The following is a 21897-nucleotide window of genomic DNA, read 5'->3' on the forward strand; positions in this document are numbered from 1 at the left end:
CAAGCGGGGCACTCGCGTATCCAGCCAGTGAATAGTCGACCTCGTGCCCTGGGTGCGTGACCGAGAGGCTATGGCTACCGGGCTCCATGAAGTTGACCGGCGGTTCGATCAGGTGCCAATCGTTGATGACTCAGATCGCCCAGAACCCATCGGTCCATAATAGCTATGTCCGCCCGCATCAAATAGCGTTCCATGCGACTTCCCTGTCGGCAACTGTAGCCAATTCCTCGGCCTCACTTGCGGTCAGACCAATGCGGAAACCACTCGAACAGTAATGGCGCTAGGATCGTCGACAGCTGAGACTGCCTCGTATATCGACTCAGAGGAAGAATGCAGCGACTCGTTCTCAACGGCAAATAGCAGTGCCGACAAAGCGCGAGCCCTGCTGAATGCGAAGAGATAAGCGTTGTCTCCCGACGAGTCACCGGCGTCATGAAGATCGAAATATTGCTCGTCGGCTTGCTCTGCCAGCATCTTTATCTCTTCAATCTTGGATGCCAAAACATCGCGCCCCAAACTCAGTTCGCCTAGAACGGAAAGCACGACACTATCATGCACTTTCGCAGATTCGATTGCATAGCCACACGCTGCCAATACAGCAGCCCTTCTTTGCGAAGGGCTGGCTTGCCTCAATCGGGTCATCAGATCCACAGACACCGCTTCCAACCTCATCATTCTTCATTCCTTCTTGGAGATACCTTTGACGTTTCCCTGGGCTTCGGTTTTAGCGGCGTAGACACATTTGCACCCGTCGGTTCAATGCTGGACTGACAGGTTGGACACACTGGACGGGTAGCACCAATATCGACCACTTTCAGCCCGTTTTCGCTTGCATATTTGATGATATCAGCTTCCGCATGGCCAGTGCCTGCGATGACCTTCTCCCCAGGCTTAGCTGTTACACCAGGTCGCAGGTACCCTCGGGGCTCACTGGTACTAATCACGACAGACCGGACACCATTGGCATCCTCGACAATCGCAACCCCCATCGTGATTCGACCCCGAGAGTTTTCAGGTATTTGAGCCTGCAGCTCAGACACTCTGTTTTGGACAACCTCACTTGGTTTTCCATATACACCACCAATCTCCACCGGCTTCCCGGAGGGCGTTCCAGCGTCTGCCACACCGCTCGGCTCCGCGCCGCCCTTGGTGGATTCGACTTGGCCTTTGGGATTTTCGGCAACGTGCGTCTCCGGAAGGGGACGAGCTTGTCCAGCCGCAGCAGCTTCACGCTCCAGCTTAGACAATCGCCTTGCCTGCACGGCCGCACGCAACGCAGTTAACTCGCCCATACTCATGACCGCGAGGGCTGCGTCCAAACCAACCTCGCCCTTCGTGTACCCATTCGAGGTTACATCAGCGAGGTTCCACTTGTCGGTGAATCCAGTTTCGTATTTAAGCGTGTCCCATGCACTGCCTGCATAGTCCGAAATCGACGTAATTACTCCCATGCCTTTTTCTTTGACAAGGCCGATGGCACCAATCTCCTGAATTCGATTGATGTCGTACTTGGCTTGTTCGTACTGCTGGTAGGCGCTGTAGATGGGATTCATCGCGGCCATGTCGATGACCATGCCCCCCGCATTTGCGGTTACACCTGCAATCTGCCCGCCGCCGCCGAAGATCATGCTCAAGGCAAGATTGGTGGCCGCTTCTTGGCCTTTCCCAGCCATCGCGAGTTGCATGGCGGTGTCTTTCCCGCAGCTTCCAGCGGCCGCACAAGTAATCTTGTAAAGTGCATCCTGCTTGCTGGTGTGGGTCAGAAGACCGCTGGCAATCTCACCACTTCTGTCGCTTTTTGCTGCGGCTATGGCCAGATCCACCGCATTGTCGCTAATCCACTTTTGATAAGCGGCATCACTGTGGACCAGCGTGGCGTACGCGGCGCCCAGTTTTTCCTGCTCCGTTGCGCACTGCGGGGAACTGGCAGCGCCAGTGCAGGCGGCGATCAGGGATTGGTTGCGGGAATCTGAAAGAGCAGCAAGCTCCTTCTCGGTGCCGCAGCCCTCCTTGTCTCCCTTGAGGCAGCCGAGCATCGCGTCGAGATACTGCATGCGCTCACCGTGGCTGAGGTAGTTGTTCTCAACGGCGTTCTGCGCAATACCGGCGCCCAGCGCTGCACTTGCAAGCCCGCCCGAGCCCACAGATCCTGCAAGCGCACCCACTGCCTGAGACAGGGCGAGGACTGTCTGCCTATCCTCCTCGGTAAGGTTACTGGTCTCGCCCCTGTAGAGGTACTCCGTGATGAATTTCGCGGCCAGCTCGCCCCCGACCGCGGCGGTTGCGCCACTCCCCGCGCTTCCACCGTTTGCCTCGGCCAGCAGTGCGCCGAGCACCGCATGTGAGATCAGCTGGAGAGTCGCGTCCGGATTCTCTCCGTGGTTCGGATCGAACTGGCTGCCAATGAAGTTGGCCGCATAGGGGGCAAGCGCATTTGCTGCAACCTGGCTGCCTCCTTGTCCTGCGACGCCAGCTACAACGGCGGCAGTCACCGCATCAAGCGCACGACTGTAGCTACCACCGGTGCTCCACTTCAGTGCGTCTTGGAAACCAGGACTGTTGTCGGCCAGATAGTTCTGCTTGCCTGCCTCATCCAACTTCGAGTAATCGTTCCACTTGGTGCTGTCTTTCTGCAGCTCACGTTCGTATTCAGCTCGTGCCACCTTGCTCTTGTAGGCGAACACATCTCCGGCCACCTGCTTGCTTGTCGCCACCACGGTGCCCGCAGCCGACGACATCGCCTGTTGCTCCTGCATCAGCTTCTGCAGGTCGGGCAGCGCATTGATCGCCTCGTGCGCCTTGCTGGCATCGGTGTTGACACCCAGCTCTGCAGCCGTGACCTTCTTTCCACCGATGGTGATGTTGCCTTCGGTCAGGGTTGCGTAGGTCGTGGAGCTGTCGCTGCCGCTGCTGGTCATCGGCACGCCACCACTGAAGTTGGTGCCGTCCGCGCTGCCAAACTTGCCGCCGGCCACGTTGGTGCCGATGTCCTTCAACTGACCGGCGGCATTCTTGTCGGCGCCTTCACCGGTGCCCTTGTTCCCAAACCCACCGCTGATGCTTGCCGAGCTCGCCCGGTAGTCCATCTCGTTCTTGAGGTCGGTAAAGGTCAAGCTCTGCGCGGTCAGCTCGCTGTTGGCGGCATTGGTGCTGGCAATGGCGCCGCCCACCAGGTTCACGTGTCCGGCGTCGACGTGGTAGCCGCCATCGCCCGCGAACAACCCGGACTGCTGGCCGACTCCCTTGTAGCTGCCGTTGGCTTTTCCCGCGCTGGCATAGCCGCTGGCGTCCCACGCGGTGCCGACCGACACCTGCACGCGGCCGCCCACCTGGCTGTCCTTGGACATGCTTTCGGCAACGTCCTGCAGCGATTCAATGGTCAGCGTGCCGCCAGTCTTGACGTCGATGCGGTCCGCGGTTGCGGTGGCGCCGCGCAGGGTGGTGTCACCCTCGGCCTTGAGCGAGATGTTCTGGCCGGTCAGGGTGGTGTTCTGCCAGGTGCTGCTGTCGGCGTTGGACTTGCTGCTGCCCACGCTGGCTTCGGCGTACACGTACACGCCGGTCTGCGCGCCAACCGATACGCCCACGCCCACTTCGGCGCCTGCGTTGTTGCTCCTGCTCTTGTCCTGCAGGTGCGCCTTGCCTGCTTCGAGCAGGATATCGCCGGCCGAATCCAGCGCCAGCGTGTTGCCGGCGCTGAGGTTGCCCTGCACCACGTGGATGTCGCCGCTGGTGCTGGTCAGGTTGACGTTGCCGCCGCCCTGGATGGTGGAGCCACGCGAAACGGTGCTGCTGCCCTCGGCACTGCTGCTGGAGGACTTGAAGCCGATGCCCGCTTCGGCACTGAACAGCGAGCCGCTGCCAGCGCCGCCGGCGGCCGCCGAGATTGCGCTGGCCGCCTGGTAGGCATTGGCACCGGCCGCCATGCCTTGCATGGCCTGCAGGCGACCGTCCGACTGGCGTGCCGAATCCACGTTGTTGATCAGGTCGATGAAGGGCGACTTGATCCGCGCGAACACGCCAATCTTCAGGTCCTTGTCGCTCTGCGAGTTATGGCCGCTCTCATCTGCGGTGAGCAGCTCGATCTCGGCGGCAGTAATGTTCACATCCTGAGCGGCCACCACGTTGCTGGCGATCTGGGTGTACTTGCCGCCCGCACCCAGGTTGACGTTGCCGCCCAGGCTGCCGATGGTGCTGGCGACCTGGGAGACCATGCCGCTGTCGTCCTCGTGCTGCTGGCGGTGCCAGCCGGCGAACTTCTCGGTGTCGGAGATCTGCACCGTGCCGATGGCCTTGCTGTCGGCAGTGTTGGCGTTGCTCACCGTGTCCTGGCCGCTCTGCACGGTGAGGTTGCCGGCGGCGCGAATGGTGACGTCCTTCTCGGCGGCGATGTTGGCCGCGGTCAGGGTGATGTCGCCTTCGGTGGTGGCCATGCGCACGCCACCTCCCACCGACAGCTGGGTGCCGGTGATGGTGTCGCTCTGGCCGGTGCCGTCGCTGCGCGAGTTGTTGGTGCCGAACGGCAGGCCGCTGGTGTTGTTGGCGAAGCCCCAGCCCTTGCCGGCACTCTGGCTGGTGCTGGATTCGGTGTTGTGGGCCACGTCGAAGACGATGTCCTTGGTGGCCAGCAGCAGCGCGTCGCCTTCTGCCGAGAGCTGCGCGCCCTGGCTGGTGATCGAGCCGCCATTGGCGATCAGGGTCATGTCCCCGCCCGCACTCAGCTGGGCCACGCGGGCATCGCCGGTGGAGTGGGTCTGGTTGCCGCTGGAGCGCTGGCTGCCCCCGGTGACCACGACCGAGGTGGTGGCCGCCCGCACGCCGGAGGCGGTGCCTTCGGCATTGCGCGTGATGTCGCCCATGATCGAACCACTGTCGGCCATGCCGTCGGTGGTGGAATCGCGGGCGCTGCGGTAGGCCTTGGTGGGGTCGTAGGTGACGCCCATCGAGAAGCCGCTGGATTTGCTGGACTGGCTGTTCTGGGTATCCAGCGTGTCCTGGCGCGCCACCAGGTTGATGTCCTTGCCGATCAGGGTCAGGTCGCGCCCGGCGGCCACGTCGGAGGCGGCGATGGTGAGCTGGTTGCCGGCGTTGAGCTGCACGTTGCCGTCCATCGAGCCCACTGCCGATCCCACCTGGGTGGTGGACTGGGTGGCACTCTCGTTGTTGGACCTGGAGCCGCTGTACCCCACCGAGGCCACGCCATTGGCGAAGCCACCGGTAATGCCCGACTTCTTCTGGCTGAAGCTGCTGGCTTCGCTCAGGGTGTCCTGCGCGGATTCGATGGTGATGTTGTTCACCGCCGCAATGCGCAGGTCGTTGTCGGCCAGCACGGTGGAGCCAGTGATGGAGACGTCGTTGCCCGCGATGATGTCCACCGTCTTGCCGCCGACGCTGGAGCCGACCGCGTAGCTGGCCGCGCTCTGCTCGTGGGTGGTGGTGGTGGTGCTGGAAAGCGTCTTCTTCCTGCGGGTGGTTTCATCCACCACCAGGTCGTGGGTTTCCTGGGCGGTGGTCAGGGCGACGTTGCGGCCAGCCGAAAGCACCACGCCACCTTCGCTGCTGTCCACGGTGGTGGACTGCAGCGTGAGGTCGCGCCCGGCCTGCAGGGCGACGCCTTCGCCGCCGCTGAGCTGGTTGCCCAGCACCCAGCCACTGGCGGCAGTCACCTCGCGCGAGTGGTTCCGGCTCTTTGCGCCGCTCTCGAAGGTCTGGGTGTCAACCACGGCGACGCTGTTGATGTCACGGCCGGCCTGGGCGACCAGTGCGTTGGCCGCCGAGACATTGGCGGCCGCCAGGTTCAGGTCACGGCCCGCGTTCAACACCACGTCGCCGGCGCCGGTGATGGTGGTGCCGGTGTGGGTGAGCTGGCTCTGGTTGCTGAAGTTGCGGGCGTCGTGGGTGAGGGACACGCTCCGTTGCTCGACGACCGAGGTCAGGTTGAGGTCCCCCCCCGCCACGACGGCGGTGAGGCCGTCGGCACCGGCGTTGGCCAGCTGGGCGGCACGCAGTTCCACGTTGCCACCGGCGTTGACGCTCAGCACGCCGGCACCGTCTGTGTTGGTCACGTAAAGGCCAGCCACGCGGTCCAGGGTGGTGGTGCGTTGGGTCAGCAGGTCGCCCTTGTCCTGCCACTCATGGGTGGTGGAAGCCACGGTGATGTCACCGCCAGCCTTGAGCGCCAGCACGTCGGTGGCGGTGACGGTGCTGCCGATGATGTCGATGTTGCCGCTGGCCTTCAGGCCCACCTGCTGGCCACTGATCTGCCCGCCGCCGATGTTGCGGATGTTGCCGGCGTCGATGCTGACCAGCTGGCGCCCGGCGATGGAGCCGTTGCTGACCAGGTCGCCACGCAGCTTGATGTCCACGTCGGCACCGGCCAGCAGTGCCCCGTTGTGGTCGAGGTCGCCCGGCATCACGCGCAGGTAGACCTGCGGCACCAGCGCGCGTGCAGTTGAGCCGTCGGCCAGGGTCACGTCCTGCTCCACCAGCCACACGATGTCGCTGGTGAGGCGCGCCATCTGCTCGGCAGTGAGGGCCACGCCGGGGCGCAGACCCCATTCGCCGGCCACGGTGGCGCCGGCTTCCAGCAGCGCGCGGTACTGGTCTTCATCGCTGGCGTAGCCATCGAGGAAGCGACGGCCGGTGAGCTCACCGATCTGTTCGCGCACCAGCTTCTGTTCGTAGAAGCCATCGCCCAGGCGCTTCTGGGTCTGGGAGGGCTCGTAGCCGGCGCGCTGCAGCAGGTAATCGGAACTGAGCCAGCTGCGGTAGTTGGCGAATTTCGGATCGGTTTCGACCAGGTAGCTGCCGCGGTTGGCATCCACGTTGAACAGGCTGGCGCTGGGGGCGCTGGCGTTCGGTGCGGTGGTCACCACCAGGTGCGGATCGTTGCCGGCGGCGGCCACGGCCTGCTTGCGGTCGAGTGCAGCGTTGGCGCCACTGCCGACATGGTTGCCGCCCTGCGCGGCGCTCGGGCCGGCGGCGGTGGCCTGGGTGGCCTGGGTGGCGCTCACGTCCTGGACGGTGCCGCTGCCGGGCCCGGCCGAGCCGACCTGCCCGGGACCCTGCGCCGTGGCAGCATCGGCCAACTGCGCGCCGGTCGTTCCGGGGCCCTGCACGGCGCTGCCGTTGTGACCCTGCGCTGCGGTGGCTGCGCCGGGGCCCTGTGCGGCCACCGGGCCGGCGCCCTGGCCGGTGGCCTGGCCGGGTCCCTGTACCGCGCCGGCACCCGGACCGACCGAACCTGCACCGGGACCGCCGTTGTTGAGGTTGGCCATGCTGCTTCCGTCGCGGACGTTGGGAGCGTCGCTGCCGTTGTTTTCATTGCGCAGCGTGCCGACATCGACGATCAGCTTGCCACCGGCGACGAGGCCGGCGCCCAGTACGCCGACCTGCTCGGAAATGGGGGCTGCGCTCCAGGGGCTGGATGCGCCGCCGTAGGTGACGCTGACGTTGTTGAAGGAGTGGGTACGCTCCAGCTTCCGGGCCGTATTGATGACCGACGCGTCCTGGGTGAGGCCGTGGATCTCCAGGTTGCCACCTGCAGCAATGCTGGCGTACTCGTTGCGCAGTGCATTGGTGTTGATGTTGATGCGCCCACCCGCGTTGATCACCGCATCGGCACCGGCCGAAACGACCACATCTTCCACGGTGGTACGGGTGGCCAGGCGGTACTTCTCGTTGCCGCTGGTGCGTTCGGGGTGACGCTGCATGTTGATCAGCATCGCGTCCGGATTGTCGTAGTCCGGGTAGGTGATCAGCTGCACGCAGTTCGTGGTGCACGTCCCGTAGGCATTGCTGTAGGCCAGGGTGTCCGACTCGTAGCGGAACGCCGGACTGCCCGGCTGGGGTTTGGAAAGCTCACGGAACGGATCTTCTGCTCCGGCACCCAGCTGGTCGGGGTTGCTGCGGTTGTCTGCACGGCCGACGTAGTAGATCACCACCGTGCCGTCCTGGACATTCAGGCGCGCACGTTCACCGCGCGCACCATAGAGGCCGCCGCGGGCAAAGTAGTAGGCGCTGGTGTTGGGGGTCAGCCGTACGACCGCCTTGCGGATCTGCTGGCCGTCGGGCGTGATGTAGCCCGTGTCCTCCAGGATGTCGGCCGGGTTGAGGTAGTAGATTTCAAGAGGCTGGAAATTGGAGGTCTCACGCAGCCTGCCGTCGTTGTCGCCGTTCCTGAACCAGGTCGGCTGGTTCAGTGTCACGGTGTCGTGCACCGTGGTCTGCTTCTGCACCACCACGTTTTCGCGGATGTTGTTGACCGCCAGCGCATTGATGTCCAGGTTGCCGGCGATTTCGATGGTGGAGCTGAGGTTGTCGATGCGCTGCGCGGTGCCCACCGCGTTCAGTCCGTTCAGGCCGCCGCCGATCACGGCGTCGCCATCGCTGAAGATCAGGCCCTGGCCGCTGTTGGTCAGCACGGCCACGCCCAGGTCCAGGCGCTGGCGCGCGGCAATGGTGGCCGAGCGCTGCGCGCCGCCAACGTTCTCGGCGACATTGTTGAGCGTGCCGGCATTGATGGCGATGCGATCGCCATAGATGCGGCCGGTGCCGATGTTGGTCAGGGTGCCCGCGTCGATATGCGTGGTACGCCCGTCGAGCAGACCGCGGTTGACCAGTTCACCGCCGGCCACCAGCCGGGTCAGGCCGACCGAGCTGATTTCGCCGGTGGCCGCGTTGTAGACGTTGCCGGCACTGATGTTGACGTTGGCGCCCTGCAGCTTGCCCAGGTTGTCCAGATTGCCCTGGATGGCGAGGGTCAACGTGCCATTGGCGGCCAGCTCGCCGGTATTGGTGTGGCTCTGGCCCAGTTCCAGGGTCATGTCGCCCTGCGACAGCAGCTTGCCGTCTCCGGTGATTTCGCGGGTGTGGATGAACTGGCTGGTGCCGGCCACCAGCGTACCGCCGGCGTTGGCGATGCTGTCGGCGCGGATCTCGGAAGTCTGCGAGGCCGAAACCAGCCCGCCCGCGTTGTTGAGCTGGTTGCTGAGCTGCACTTTCAGGTTGTTGGCCAGCACCTGGCCCTGCTGGTTGTCCAGGCTGCCACTGGTAAGCAGAAGTTGCTTGCCCTGCAGGCCCAGGGCCGGGCCGTTGGGTCCGCTCAGGGTGTCGCGGTTGTCGACGCTGGCGGCCTGCACAGTCAGCGTGCCGGCGGCAGCCACCAGCCCGCTGCGGTTGTCCAGCACGCCGGGCAGCAGCAGGTCGGCATTGCGACCGACACTGATGGCGCCACCAGCGTTGTTCAGCTGCTGCGCGCGCAGCGTGAGGTCGTTGGCACCCTGCAGCGAGCCGCCGCCGGAGTTGTCCACGCTGCTGGCATTGACGGTGATGGCGCCCTGGCCAAATACCGCGCCGGCGCGGTTGTCGAATGCGCCGCTGGCGATGTCCAGCGCGCCGCTGCTGTTGATGCCGTTGCCGTTCGCGTTGGTGTTGAGCAGCGCCTGGCCGGCCGTGTCGATGCGCAGGTTGCCGGCCGATTGCAGCAGGCCGCCGCTGTTGTCCAGCAGGCCGGTATGCAGCGTGGTACCGCCGGTCAGGCTGGCCACCGTACCAGCACGGTTGTCCAGCGCCTGGCCGTGCGTGTTCAGATCGACGGTGCCGGCAATGACCCTGCCGGCCTGGTTGTTCATGCCGGCCGTGCCCAGCTGCAGGGCGGTACCGGTCTGGATCAGGCCGCCGGCATTGTTGAGCTGGGTGGACGTGTCGAGCTGCAGCCCCGTACCTGCAGCGAGGATGCCCGCGGCGTTGTTCAGCGACTGCGCATCGATGTCGGCGCTGCCGCCCGCGTTGATGGTGCCCTGCGCGCTGTTGTCGAGCAGGCCGTCGACAGTGAGGGTCAGCGCTGACGCGCCATCGGTATGCAGGATGCCGGCGCGATTGTCGACGCCGGCAGCAGTGACGGTGGCAGCGCCGCCGGTGAGGATGCGTCCGTTACGGTTCTCCAGCGCACCGCCGATGGCCAGCTGGCTGCTGCCGGTGCCGGCGGCCTGAACGGTGCCCTGGTTGTTGGTGAACTGGGCGGCGTGCAGATCCAGCGCGCCGTTGCTGGCGAGGGTGCCGGCGGTGTTGTCCAGGCGGCCGCGTATGTTCAGTGCAAGCACGTCCGTGCCCGCCGCGGTCAGGCTGCCCCCGGCCGTGGTCAGGTTGCCGGTCTGGACGGTGATGCGCTGCGCGGCGGTGGTGCCGTTGCGCAGGTCGGTGTTTTCGCCCTGCAGGTGCAGGCTGCCATTGCTGAGCAGTTTGCCGCCCTGGCCGTCGAGCGTACCGGCGTTGATTGCCAGCGAGCCGGTCCCGGCCTGCTGCACGGTGCCGCCAGCATTGCCCAGCGTGGACGCGGTGATCTGGAGATCGCCATTGCTGGCCAGGGTCCCGTTGTTGCCATTGTCCAGGCTGCCCTGCACCGCAATCGTGCTGGCGCCGCTACCGCCGGACAGCACGGTGCCCCCACGGTTGTCGAAGCCGGTGGCGACGATGTCCAGCTGGCTGGCGCTGAGGGTGGCATCACGGTGATCGACGTCCCCCGCGCGCAGGATCAAGGCGCCTGCGGTGGCGATGCTGCCCTGCTGGCCGCTCAGGCTGCCGGTCTGCAGGGTCAAGCCACCGTTGCCCGCGTGGGCGATCCTGCCGGCGGTGTTGACCAGGCTACCGGCCTGCAGGTGCAGGGCGTTGGCGTTGCTGGCCACGGTGCCCCGGGTGTTGTCGAGCTGGCCGGTCACCTCGATGCGGGTGTTGGCGCTGCCGGCCGAGCTCAGGGTGCCGTCGACGTTGGACAACGAACCGGCAGTGATCTGCTGCGCGCCATTGGCCGCGATGGTGCCGCCGTTGTTGCCGAGCGCGTCGCGCACCTGCAGGACCATGGCCTGCTCGCCGGTGGCACTCAGGGTGCCGCCTGCGTTCTGCAGGCTGCCGGCGGTGATCTGGATGTCCCGCGCGGCGGTGGTGCCGCCAGTGAGGTCGAGGGTTTCGCCCTGCAGCGCCAGTGCGCCGTTGCTGACGATGCGGCCGCCGGCGCCGTGCAGGGCCTGCGTTTCGATCTGCAGCTGGCCGTCGCCGGCCTGCTCGATGCTGCCGGCGCGGTTGTCCAGCGTGCCTGCGCGCAGGTATGCGTCACCGCCGCTGGCGATCAGGCCTGCGTTGCTGTTGTCCAGCACACCGTCGGCGCCGACGCTGAGCGCACCGGCGCTGTGCAGGGTACCGCCCTGGTTGTTCACGCTGACCGCCGCGATGTCGAGGTCGCCGCTGACCAGCACCTTGCCGTCGCGGTTGTCCAAGGCCTGCCCGATGGCGAGCTGGCTGGCGGCGGTTCCCGCGGCCTGCACGGTGCCGGCGACGTTGACCAGGTCTGCGGCGCGCAGGTCCAGTGCGCCGTTGCTGGCCACGGTGCCGCCGCTGTTGTCGAGCTGGCCGCGCGCGTGCAGCACCAGCGCCTCGGTGCTGGTCGCGGTGAGCTTGCCACCGGCGGTGGTCAGGTTGCCGCTGTCGATGCGGATGCGCTGCGCCGAGGTGGTGGCGTTGCGCAGATCGATGTCGTCGCCCTTCAGGGTCAGGCTGCCATTGCTGACAAGCGTGCCACCTGTCCCCTTGAGCGTGGCAGCGTTGATGTCGAGCAGGCCGCTGCCGGCCTGTTGTACCGTGCCACCGGCGTTGCCGAACACCGCTGCGTTGACGGTCAGATCACCATTGCTGGCGATCACGCCCTGCTCGCCGTTGTCCAGCGTGGCGTCCACGGTGAGGCGGTTGGCCCCGGTGCCGGTGGCCACCAGTTTGCCGCCGCGGTTGTCGAAGGAGCGGGCATCCAGCGCGATCTGCACGGCCTGCAGCGTGGCACCGCGATGGTCCACGTCCGTGGCGGTCAGGGCGAGGTCGCCTGCGGTGACGATGGTGCCATCGCGGCCATCCAGCTGGCCCGTACCCAACGTGAGGCCCTGCGTGCCGGCATGGTTGAGGGTGCCTTCCACGTTGCGCAGGCTGCCGGCATTCACGGCCAGCGCGGCGGCGTTGCTGGCGATCAGGCCCTTCGAATTGTCCAATTCGCCACTGACGGTGATCTGGCTGTTGGCGGTACCGGCCGAGCTCAGTGTGCCGTCGCGGTTGGACAGCGTGCCGGCATCAATGCGCTGGGCGCCGTTGGCGGCGATGGTGCCGCCGTGGTTGCCCAGGCGGTCGCGCACCTGCAGCAGCATCTCGGCGGTGCCGGTGGAACTGAGGGTGCCACCGCTGTTGTCCAGGTTGCCGGCCTGCACGCTGATATCGGTGGCGCCAACCGCGCCGTCGCGCAGGTCCAGCACCTCGCCCTGCAGCTGCAGCGCGTCGCTGGCGACCACCGTGCCGCCCGCATTGCGCAGCAGCGCGGCGTCGATATGCAGGCTGCCGTTGCCGGAAATGGCACCGCTGCCGTTGTCCAGCGTGTCGGCCACGCGGATCTTCGACGTCGCTTCGCCGGCGGCGATCAGCTTGCCGTGATCGTTGATGAAGCTGCCGGCGGCGATGTCGATCGCACCATTGCTGCCGAGCATGCCGCCGCTGTTGTCCAGCAGTGTGCGTGCCTGCACCTGCAGCACGCCGGTGCCCACCGCGGTGAGCTGGCCGCCGCCGGTGATCAGGCGTTCGCTGTCGATGGCAATCTGCTGCGCCGAGGTAGTGCCTTTGCCAAGGTCGAGGGTGTCGCCCTTCAACCGCAGGGCGCCGTTGCTGAGCAGCGTGCCTGCCGTGCCCTGCAGGGTCTGCACCTGGATGGCGAGCGTGCCGCTGCCGGCCTGTTGGATCGTGCCGCCGGCATTGCCCAGGGTCTGGGCGGTGATCGACAGGTCGCCGTTGCTGGCCAGGCTGCCGCCGTCACCGTTGTCCAGCGTGTCATCCACCTGCAACGTGTTGGCGGCGGTGCCGGTGGCGACGATGCTGCCGCCCCGGTTGTCCAGCGACTGCGCGCTGAGGTCGAGCTGCGCGGCGGCCAGCGAGGCGCCGCGATGGTCCACAGCACCGGCGCTGAGGGTTACCGTGCCGGCGGTGCCGATGCGGCCGTCCTGTCCGTCCAGGCGGCCGGTGGTGATCGACAGCCCGCCGCTGCCAGCGTGGCTGATGGCGCCGTCGGCGTTGACCAGCGTGCCGGTCTGCAGCTGCAGCGCCGCGGCATTGCTGGCTACGCTGCCGGCGTGGTTGTCCAGGGTGCCCGCCACCACGATGCGGGTGTCGGCGGTGCCGGCCGAGGTGAGCTCGCCGCTGCGGTTGCTCAGCGAGCCCGCCTCGATCTGCTGTGCACCGTTGGCACTGAGGGTGCCGCCATCATTGAGCAGGGCGCCCCTGACGCTCAGCTGCAGGGCCTGCTCGCCCAGCGACAGCAGCGTGCCGTTGCTGTTGTCCAGCGAGCCGGCGCGGATGTCTACCTGGCGTGCGCGGGTGCTGCCCTTGCGGACATCCAGCGCCTGCGCCTGCAGCTGCAGCAGGCCGTTGCTGGCGATGCTACCCGCGCTGCCCTGCACGGTACTGGCGGTGATCTGCAGGGTGCCGTCGCCGGCGTGATCGATGCTGCCGCCGGCGTTGAGCAGGCCGTCGGCGTCGATGCGCAGGTCCCCATTGCTGGACAGCGTGCCACCCTGGTTCTGCAGCAGGCCGCTGGCGCGCAGCGTGCTTGCCCCGGTGCCGGCGGCGACCAGCTTGCCGCCGTTGTTGATGAGGGTGGTGGCCTCGATGGCCAGCGCACCGTTGCTGCCGAGCAGGCCACCGGTGTTGTCCAGGGTGCGGCTTACCTGCAGGTTCAGCGCATCGGGGCCAGCCGAGGTGAGCGAGCCGCCGGCGGTGACCAGATGGTTGGTATGGATGTCGATGCGCTGGGCAGCGGTGGTGCCGTCGCGCAGGTTGGTGGTGCCGCCCTGCAGCAGCAGGCTGCCGTTGCTGAGCATGCTGCCGCCTTGGCCCTGGAGGTTGGCCGCATCGATGCGCAGGCTTCCGCTGCCGGCCTGCTGCACGGTGCCGCCGGCATTGCGCAGTTGCGCTGCGCTGATCTGCAGGTCACCGTTGCTGGCCACGGTGCCGCCGTCGCCGTTGTCCAGGGTGCCCTGTACGTTCAGGCTGCTGGCCTGCTGCCCGGTGGCGAGCACGCGGCCACCGCGGTTGTCGAAGGACGCGGCGGTCAGGCTGATCTGGTTGGCAATCAGCTGCGCGTTGCGGTGGTCGGCGGTGCCCAGCTGCAGGAGCAGGTCGCCTGCGGTGGCGAGGGTACCGCCCACGCCATCCAGGCGATCGGCGCGCAGGCGCAGGCCGTCGCTGCCGGCGTGGCTGATGCTGCCCCGCGTGTTGACCAGGGTGCCGATGCCCAAGCCGAAGCTGGCCGCGTTGCTGGCGATGCTGCCATCGCGGTTGTCGAGCGTGCCGATCGTCCAGGCGCTGGCGGCGCTGCCGCCGTGCGCCAGGCTGCCGCCCCGGTTGAGCAGTGTCTGCGTGTGCAGCTCCGCTCCCTGGGCCAGGGTCATGTGCCCGTCGCTGTTGTCCAGCGTGGCTACCCGGGCGGTGGTGGCGCCCTGCACTTCCAGGGTGCCGCCGACGTTGCGCAGGGCCTGGCCCTGCACCTTCAGGGTGTCTACACCGAGCGTGCCGCCGCTGTTGTCCAGGCTGCTGCGCGCGTCGAGATGCAGCACGCCGGTGGCGTCGATGGCGCCGCCGTCGTTGTCCAGCGTGCGCGCGATGTTGAGCACGCCGGCCGCCAGGGGAACCGTCGTGGCGGGCGGCGGGGTGGTGCCGGTGCCTGTGCCGGTGCCGGGCGTCGGGATGCCCGTGCCGGTGCCGGGAGTGCTGCCGCTGCCCGGAGCGGTGCCGCCGGTGTTGCCGGTGCCTTCGCTTGGCGTGGTGGTGGCAACGGTGCCGATCTGCCCCTGCAGGTTGCGGACGTCGGCCCCCTTCAACTGCAGCGCCTGCGCGCCCACCTGTTCGATGCTGCCGGCGCGGTTGCGCAGCGCGTCGGCGTTGAGTTCGAGCCGGCGTGCGTTGAGCGTGCCGCCGCTGTTGTCGATGTTGGCGGGGGTGTCCACGCGCAGCTCGCGCTCGGCGCTGAGCGTGCCGGCGTTGGCAACGCCGCCTGCGGCTTTGATGCGGGTGTCCTGCTGGGCGTGCAGCGCGCCGGTGTTTTCCAGCCGTCCTTCGGCGGTGACCACCAATTCGCCGGCCTGCGCACCGATCTTGCCGGCGTTGCGCATGCCCACGCCCTGCTCGTTGCCGACCAGCCAGATCCGGTTGGCATACATGCCACCCAGCGCGCCCACGTCCAGGGCGAACGCCGCGGCTCCGCCGCCGGCGGCCTGCGGGGTCACGGCGGTGTTGTCCGCGCTCACCACGTTGTTGCCCAGGCTGGCCTGCAGCTGGTTGGCCCAGATGCCGGCGTTGACCTGCAGCGAGCGGGTGATGATGTCGGTGTAGTCGGTGCGGCTGGCATCCAGGCCGGCACCGGCAATGCGGATGGCGCCCCCGGCCACCCGGTAGCCTTCCAGCGCACCGTTGCTGACGATGGGCGTGCCAGTGGTCAGGGTGACGCGGCTGGCGTTGAGGAAGCCGGCGCCGTCGATCTGGATGCCGGCCGGATTGGCGATGATCACCTGCGCGCGGGCGCCGGCCACTTCGATGTAGCCGTTGAGCTGGCTGGGACTGCTGCTGTTGATTTCATTGAGGATGACGCGCGCGGTGCCGGTGGCCAGCCACGGGTTGCCCTGCACCCAACCGCCGATCTGGGTCTGGGTATCGCCACGCGAGTTGTTGAGGATCACGCCCTGCGCGCCAACGTCGAACTGCTGGTACTGGTTGCGCGAGACACCCGCCGCACTGGGCGTGGTGATGTTGACCTGCGGGGTGCCGTTGGCCGAGCTGACCACGGTGGGGCGCTGGTCGGCCGGCGCGTTGGGGTCGGCGATGATGCGGCCGGCGCTGGGTGACTGCTGCGCCGAGAGTGGCTGCACCACGCCCACCCAGCCCAGCGCCAGCCACAGGGCGAAGCTCACCGGGCGCAGCGTGGCCACCGTGTTGCCACCGCGCGCGTCGCAGCCGCCGCGCGGTGCGGTGACCAGCTCCGAGGCGACCTGCATGACACCCAGCGTGCGGTTGAAGACCAGACGGTAGACTCGATTCACGGCGTTGCTTCCTTTCAATGCGGTGGTAAGGGCGCGCACCGGCAGGGTGCGCAGTACCGTACGACGGACGTCAGAACGAGACGCCGAGATTCATGCCAAAGGTGGTGTAGGCGGTCTGGAAACCGGCGGGCTTGTCCAGCGGGCTGCCCACGAAGCCTTCCCATTGCACGTGGCGGGTGCCACCGCGCAGGCCCAGCGCCATGCCGGTGAGGCGGTCGCCGAGCAGCCATCCGGTGGACGGGCCGCTGACCTGGCCGTGGTCGATCGCCACGTAGCTCTCCACTGCGCCGCCGAGCGCGAACGCCAGCTCATTGCGCAGCAGCCAGCCGCGCTCGCCGGTGAGCGAGACTTCACCGTCGAAGCCACGCACGGTGTAGCGGCCGCCGATGGAGAAGCGGTCCTGCGGGACCAGCCGCGAGCGGTTCCACTGCGCGCGCCAGCTGCCGGTGTAGCGCACGGCCTGGCTGCCCCACTGCATCGGCACGGTGAGCTGCGCATCGGCGGTGACCACCTTGCCGCGCGCGGTGCCTTCGCCGAACCCCTCCTCCGGTGCGTGCAGCGCATCGAACGCGCCGGTACCACGTCGGTATGCCAGGTTGCCGTCCAGGGTGGCCTTGCCGATGAACTGGCGGTGGGCGAGCCCGAGTTCCCAGCCGGCCATGCGCCGGCGCTGCACCAGGATTTCGGTGTCGTCGATGAAGTTGTCCGATTCGCGGTACCAGCCGCGCGCGTGCATGCTGGTCTTTGCGCGCGCGTTGCGGAACAGCATGCGGGTGAGGCGCAGTTCGGCGTTGCGGCTGGAGCCGCTGTATTCGTACGTCTCGAACGCGCCGGCCACGGTCTGCTGGTAGTCGTACTCGCTGGCGTTGGCACCCAGCAGCCACCACCCCATGGGCACGCTGTAGTGCGCGGCCCAGCTGTCGGTGCCGCGTGCGCTGCCGTTGAACACGGACTTGCCGGCGTTGAAATAGAACAGGTCGCTGATCCCGGCCAGGTTGTCCAGCGACACCGTGGCACCGGCCTGCAGCTTGCCGGTGGAGGTGCTGCCGGCGTCGTCCAGGGTCAGGTTGAGGCGCACGGGCGCGCGCTGGCTCCAGCTGATGAGCAGGTCGCTCTCACCGGGCCGGGCCTGTTCGCCTTCCTGCGGCGGTGCGATCTGGATGTCCACGGTGGCGGTCGGCACGCGCTGCAGGTTTTCCAGCGCCTGTTCGATGTCGCGCAGGTTGAGCAGGTCGCCGGGGCCGACCGCCAGTGCGTTCCACAGAGCCGGGGTGCGTCCTTCACCGCTGGCGAAGCGGACCGCGTGGATGCGCCCTGGGACCACCGTCAGCGTGAGCGTGCCGGTCTTCAGGTCCTGCGGGGCGGCAAGGATGCGGGTGGTGACGAAGCCGCGGGCGATGATCGCGTTCTGCACGCGCTTCATCACGATGTCCACGCCACCGGTGCCGAGGCAGCGCCCGGTGGCGCGATCGTTGCGCGGATCGGCGGCCTTCAGCGCCCAACCGAAGCGTTCGGCCAGTTCACCGTCGAGCACGATGTGGTTGATGGTGAAACAGGGCGATTCGTCGACCGGCAGGCGACCGACGGCTTCTTCCGGGGCTGCCTGCAGGCGTACGTCAGGCGTGGTTTCCTGCTGCTCGCGCAGCACCCGCTCACGCTCCTGCTGGCGCAGCAGTTCCTGGTCTGACGGCCCGGCCACCTGTGCAACGGCGGCGGCCGGCAGGCAGGCGATTGCCACGGCCACGGCCAACGGCCAGCGCAGCGCACGGCTGCGTTCGATACGTCCCTGATCCACGTTCACGCGCTTCCCTGGCAGAAAATTCTGATGCCTCCGATCCTGAAACGGCCGGCGGGCGGGGAACTTTAAAGCAACCCTGCGATCCGAAACAGCTCTGGATCCTCCCTTTCGTTTGTAGGAAAACTACGCATCGCGCGTGAAAGTGAGACATCGCCCGGGGCGTGCGCGGGCATAAAAAAACCGGCGGCCCGAAGACCGCCGGTAGCAACGTCAATGGTCAACGTGCATTACCGCAATGGTGTAACCCCGAAGAAACTGTGACCTCTATCAGACCTCGTAAGCGGACTCGCCGTGCGAGGTGACGTCCAGACCGGTGCGCTCGGCTTCCTCGGTGACGCGCAGGCCGAACACCAGGCGCACCACCAGCAGGATGGCGACGGTGACGACCGCGCACCAGGCGATGGTGAAGCCCACGCTGACCAGCTGCACCCATACCTGGTGGCCGATGTCGAGGTCGGCCTTGGTGCCGCCCAGCGACTGCGCGCTGAACACACCGGTGAGCAGCGCGCCGACGATGCCGCCGACGCCGTGCACACCGAACACGTCGGCGGTGTCATCAACCTTGAGCAGGCGCTTGAGGCCGGTGACGCCCCACACGCACACCACGCCGGTGACCAGGCCGATCACGATCGCACCCAGCGGACCCACGGTGCCGCACGCCGGGGTAATGCCGACCAGCCCGGCGACCGCGCCGGACGCCGCGCCCAGCGCGGACGGCTTGCCCTTGCTGACCGCTTCGACCAGGGTCCAGCCCAGCACCGCAGCGGCGGTGGCGAGGATGGTGTTGATGAAGGCCAGCGATGCCACGGTGTCGGCAGCAGCAGCCGAGCCGGCATTGAAGCCGAACCAGCCCACCCACAGCAGCATCGCGCCGATGTAGGTGAACGGCACGTTGTGCGGCTTCAGGGCGGTCTGGCCGTAGCCGATGCGCTTGCCGACGAAGTACGCGGCGACCAGGCCGGCCACGCCCGCGTTGATGTGCACCACGGTGCCACCGGCGAAGTCGATCGCGCCCATTGCGCCGAGGTAACCGCCGCCCCACACGATGTGGGCCATCGGGATGTAGCTCAGGGTGAACCACAGTGCCGAGAACAGCAGCACCGCCTTGAACTTGATGCGTTCGGCGAACGCACCGACGATCAGCGCGGTGGTGATGCCGGCGAAGGTGGACTGGAAGGCGACGAACAGGTAATCCGGCAGGCCCTTGATCGGGGTGTTACCCACCGAATCGGGCGCAAAGCCCTTCAGGAAGGCGAACTGGGTGAACGAGCCGAAGAAGGCGTTGCCTTCGCTGAACACCGCGCTGTAGCCATAGGCCACCCACAGGATCAGCACCAGCGAGAACACCACCAGGATCTGGCTGAGGACGGACAGTACGTTCTTGGAGCGGACCAGGCCGCCGTAGAACAGGGCCAGGCCAGGCACCACCATCAGCAGCACGAGCAGGGTGGAGGTGAGCATCCAGGCGACGTCGCCATGGTCGAAGGTGGGCGCTGCGGCAGCTTCCGCGGCGGCGGCCGGGGCCGCGGCTTCCGGGCCGGGCAGCGGTTCGACGGCAACAGCTTCCGATGGTGCGGGGCTGACCTGGGCCTGGGCATGCGCGGTGCCTGAGAAGGCACCCACCGCCAGCGCGCTGAACAGCATCAACAGGCACACCGCGTGGAACCGGGCTTGCCACCCGGTGAACAAGGAAGTCTTCATTGTGGGCTCCGAGTGGGGTTAGAGCGCGTCCGCGCCGATTTCGCCGGTGCGGATGCGGATGACCTGTTCAACGGCGGTGACGAAGATCTTGCCGTCGCCGATCTTGCCGGTGCCGGCCGCGTTCTGGATCGCTTCAACCACCGCGTCCAGGCGTTCGTCGGTGACCACGGTTTCGATCTTGATCTTGGGCAGGAAATCCACGACGTACTCGGCGCCGCGATACAACTCGGTGTGTCCCTTCTGGCGACCGAAGCCTTTTACTTCAGTCACGGTAATGCCCGACACGCCCGCATCGGAGAGGGCCTCGCGGACCTCGTCGAGCTTGAACGGCCGGATGATGGCGGAGATCAGTTTCATGCGCATGTCCCGATGGTGGATGGAACCGGCCTGCAGGGCAGGCCGATGTCAGGTCAACCGGCGGCCACTTGCACATGGCCACCGGTTGTTGCGCCGAACGCTGCATGGACCGCGATGACGCGGGAGGGAGGTGTGGCCCATGCTGCGCGTCCGGTCTCTCTTTTCCCCTGGTGGTGCGGCAGAAGCAGCCGACTAACAGTCGGCTCTACCGGGTGGTGCGTGCGGATTGTCGCGTGGTGCGTGCGGAATGCCGCGTGGTGCGTGTTGCCGCGTTTTGGCTCCCCAGCCATGGCGCGTTGGTGCAGAAGCGGTGGCGATGACGAAGGTGGGAGGGAAGTCCTTCGGCATCGCCACCTGTTGCTCAGTTGGCGTAGTACATCTGGTATTCGAGCGGGTGCGTGGCGGCGCGGAAGCGGGTCACTTCCTGCATCTTCAGCGCGATGTAGCCATCGATGAAGTCGTCGGTCATCACGCCGCCGGCCTTGAGGAACTCGCGGTCCTTGTCCAGCGCTTCCAGGGCCTGGTCCAGGCTGGAGCACACCTGCGGGATCAGCTTCTCTTCTTCCGGCGGCAGGTCGTACAGGTCCTTGTCGCTCGGTGCGCCCGGGTCGATCTGGTTCTTGATGCCGTCCAGGCCGGCCATCATCAGTACGGTGAAGGTCAGGTAGCCGGACTGGATCGGATCGGGGAAGCGCATTTCAATGCGGCGCGCCTTCGGGTTGGACACCCACGGAATGCGGCACGAGGCCGAGCGGTTGCGGGCCGAATAGGCCAGCATGACCGGGGCTTCGAAGCCCGGCACCAGGCGCTTGTAGCTGTTGGTACCGGAGTTGGCGAAGGCGTTGATGGCCTTGGCGTGCTTGAAGATGCCGCCGATGTACCACAGCGCCAGCTGGCTCAGGCCGCCGTAGCCGTCGCCGGAGAACAGGTTGGTGCCGCCCTTGGACAGCGACTGGTGCACGTGCATGCCGCTGCCGTTGTCGCCGACGATCGGCTTGGGCATGAAGGTGGCGGTCTTGCCATTGCGGTGGGCCACGTTCTTGATGACGTGCTTCATGCGCAGCAGTTCGTCGGCCTTCTGCACCAGGGTGCTGAACTTGGTGCCGATTTCGCACTGGCCGGCGGTGGCCACTTCGTGGTGCTGCACTTCGACTTCAATGCCGACCTGTTCCAGCGTCTTGCACATTTCAGCGCGCAGGTCGTGCAGCGAATCGGTCGGCGGGACCGGGAAGTAGCCGCCCTTGACGGCCGGACGGTAGCCGCTGTTGGCGCCGTCGAACTTGTCGCCGGTGCTCCAGGCGGCTTCTTCGGAGGAGATCTTGAAGAAGGTGTTGCCCATGTCGTTGGCGAACTGGACGGAGTCGAAGATGAAGAACTCCGGCTCCGGGCCGAAGAAGGCCTGCTCGGCAATGCCGGAGGACTTCAGGTAGGCCTCGGCGCGCTTGGCGATGCCGCGCGGGCAGCGGCCGTACGGCTGCATGGTGGCCGGGTCGAGGATGTCGCAGCTGATCACCAGGGTCGGGTGCTGGTAGAACGGGTCGACGTAGGCGCTGGCCGGGTCCGGCAGCAGGACCATGTCGGACTCATTGATGCCCTTCCAGCCGGCGATGGAGCTGCCGTCGAACATCTTGCCTTCTTCGAACAGGGACGGTTCCACGATGCTGACCGGGAAGGTGACGTGCTGTTCCACACCGCGCATGTCGACAAAACGCAGGTCGATGAACTCGATCTGGTTGTCCTTGATCAGCTTCTCAACATTTTCCACGGACATCGGTGAAACCTCAGATGGGTGATTGCCTGTGTGGATAGAGCAATCCCCGTGCCAACTTTTCGTGGCGCACAAGTGATTGATTTCACACGGCGTGCACCCGGATGGACGCTGAACGCGGCGCACCATTGCGGTGCAATGGCCGCACCATGCACACA

At 66.7% G+C, this 21897-nt stretch carries 6 protein-coding genes; all 6 read right to left on the reverse strand.

Features of this window, described 5'->3' with window-relative positions; translation table 11 throughout:
* Positions 1-243: 243 nt before the first annotated feature.
* The 6 genes from V9K91_RS15325 to glnA all read right to left on the reverse strand — a co-directional run bounded on the left by V9K91_RS15325 (position 244) and on the right by glnA (position 21742).
* Positions 244-672 carry a hypothetical protein gene (locus tag V9K91_RS15325; RefSeq protein ID WP_306990196.1) on the reverse strand — a complete coding sequence of 143 codons (429 nt, stop codon included), beginning with the start codon at positions 670-672 and terminating at the stop codon, positions 244-246.
* The gene (locus V9K91_RS15330) at positions 672-16115 is read right to left on the reverse strand and encodes a hemagglutinin repeat-containing protein (protein WP_336443622.1); all 15444 of its coding nucleotides are present in this window, start codon (positions 16113-16115) and stop codon (positions 672-674) included. Before V9K91_RS15330 ends, V9K91_RS15325 begins: the two co-directional genes overlap by 1 nt.
* A 70-nt stretch (positions 16116-16185) precedes the next feature.
* Positions 16186-17916 (reverse strand): ShlB/FhaC/HecB family hemolysin secretion/activation protein, encoded by a 1731-nt coding sequence (locus tag V9K91_RS15335; protein WP_176472567.1) that lies wholly within the window; start codon positions 17914-17916, stop codon positions 16186-16188.
* Positions 17917-18180: 264 nt separating this feature from the next.
* Positions 18181-19614: an ammonium transporter gene (amt, locus tag V9K91_RS15340; protein ID WP_184126271.1), complete on the reverse strand. Its 1434-nt coding sequence runs from the start codon at positions 19612-19614 to the stop codon at positions 18181-18183.
* An 18-nt stretch (positions 19615-19632) separates the two neighbouring features.
* Positions 19633-19971, reverse strand: coding sequence for a P-II family nitrogen regulator (locus tag V9K91_RS15345; RefSeq protein ID WP_068854487.1), 339 nt, complete (start codon positions 19969-19971; stop codon positions 19633-19635).
* Positions 19972-20332: 361 nt separating this feature from the next.
* A complete protein-coding gene (glnA, locus tag V9K91_RS15350) occupies positions 20333-21742 on the reverse strand; it encodes a type I glutamate--ammonia ligase (RefSeq protein WP_184126272.1) in 1410 nt (469 codons plus the stop codon).
* Positions 21743-21897 lie beyond the last annotated feature (155 nt).

The sequence above is a fragment of the Stenotrophomonas sp. CCNWLW57 genome (genome assembly GCF_037203925.1).
Classification (GTDB): Bacteria; Pseudomonadota; Gammaproteobacteria; order Xanthomonadales; family Xanthomonadaceae; genus Stenotrophomonas; species Stenotrophomonas rhizophila_A.

Bases quoted from the DNA above. Each gene is read 5' to 3' on its own strand.
- V9K91_RS15345 (WP_068854487.1), bottom strand. From the start codon at position 19,971: ATGAAACTGATCTCCGCCATCATCCGGCCGTTCAAGCTCGACGAGGTC.
- glnA (WP_184126272.1), bottom strand. From the start codon at position 21,742: ATGTCCGTGGAAAATGTTGAGAAGCTGATCAAGGACAACCAGATCGAG.
- amt (WP_184126271.1), bottom strand. From the start codon at position 19,614: ATGAAGACTTCCTTGTTCACCGGGTGGCAAGCCCGGTTCCACGCGGTG.
- V9K91_RS15325 (WP_306990196.1), bottom strand. From the start codon at position 672: ATGAGGTTGGAAGCGGTGTCTGTGGATCTGATGACCCGATTGAGGCAA.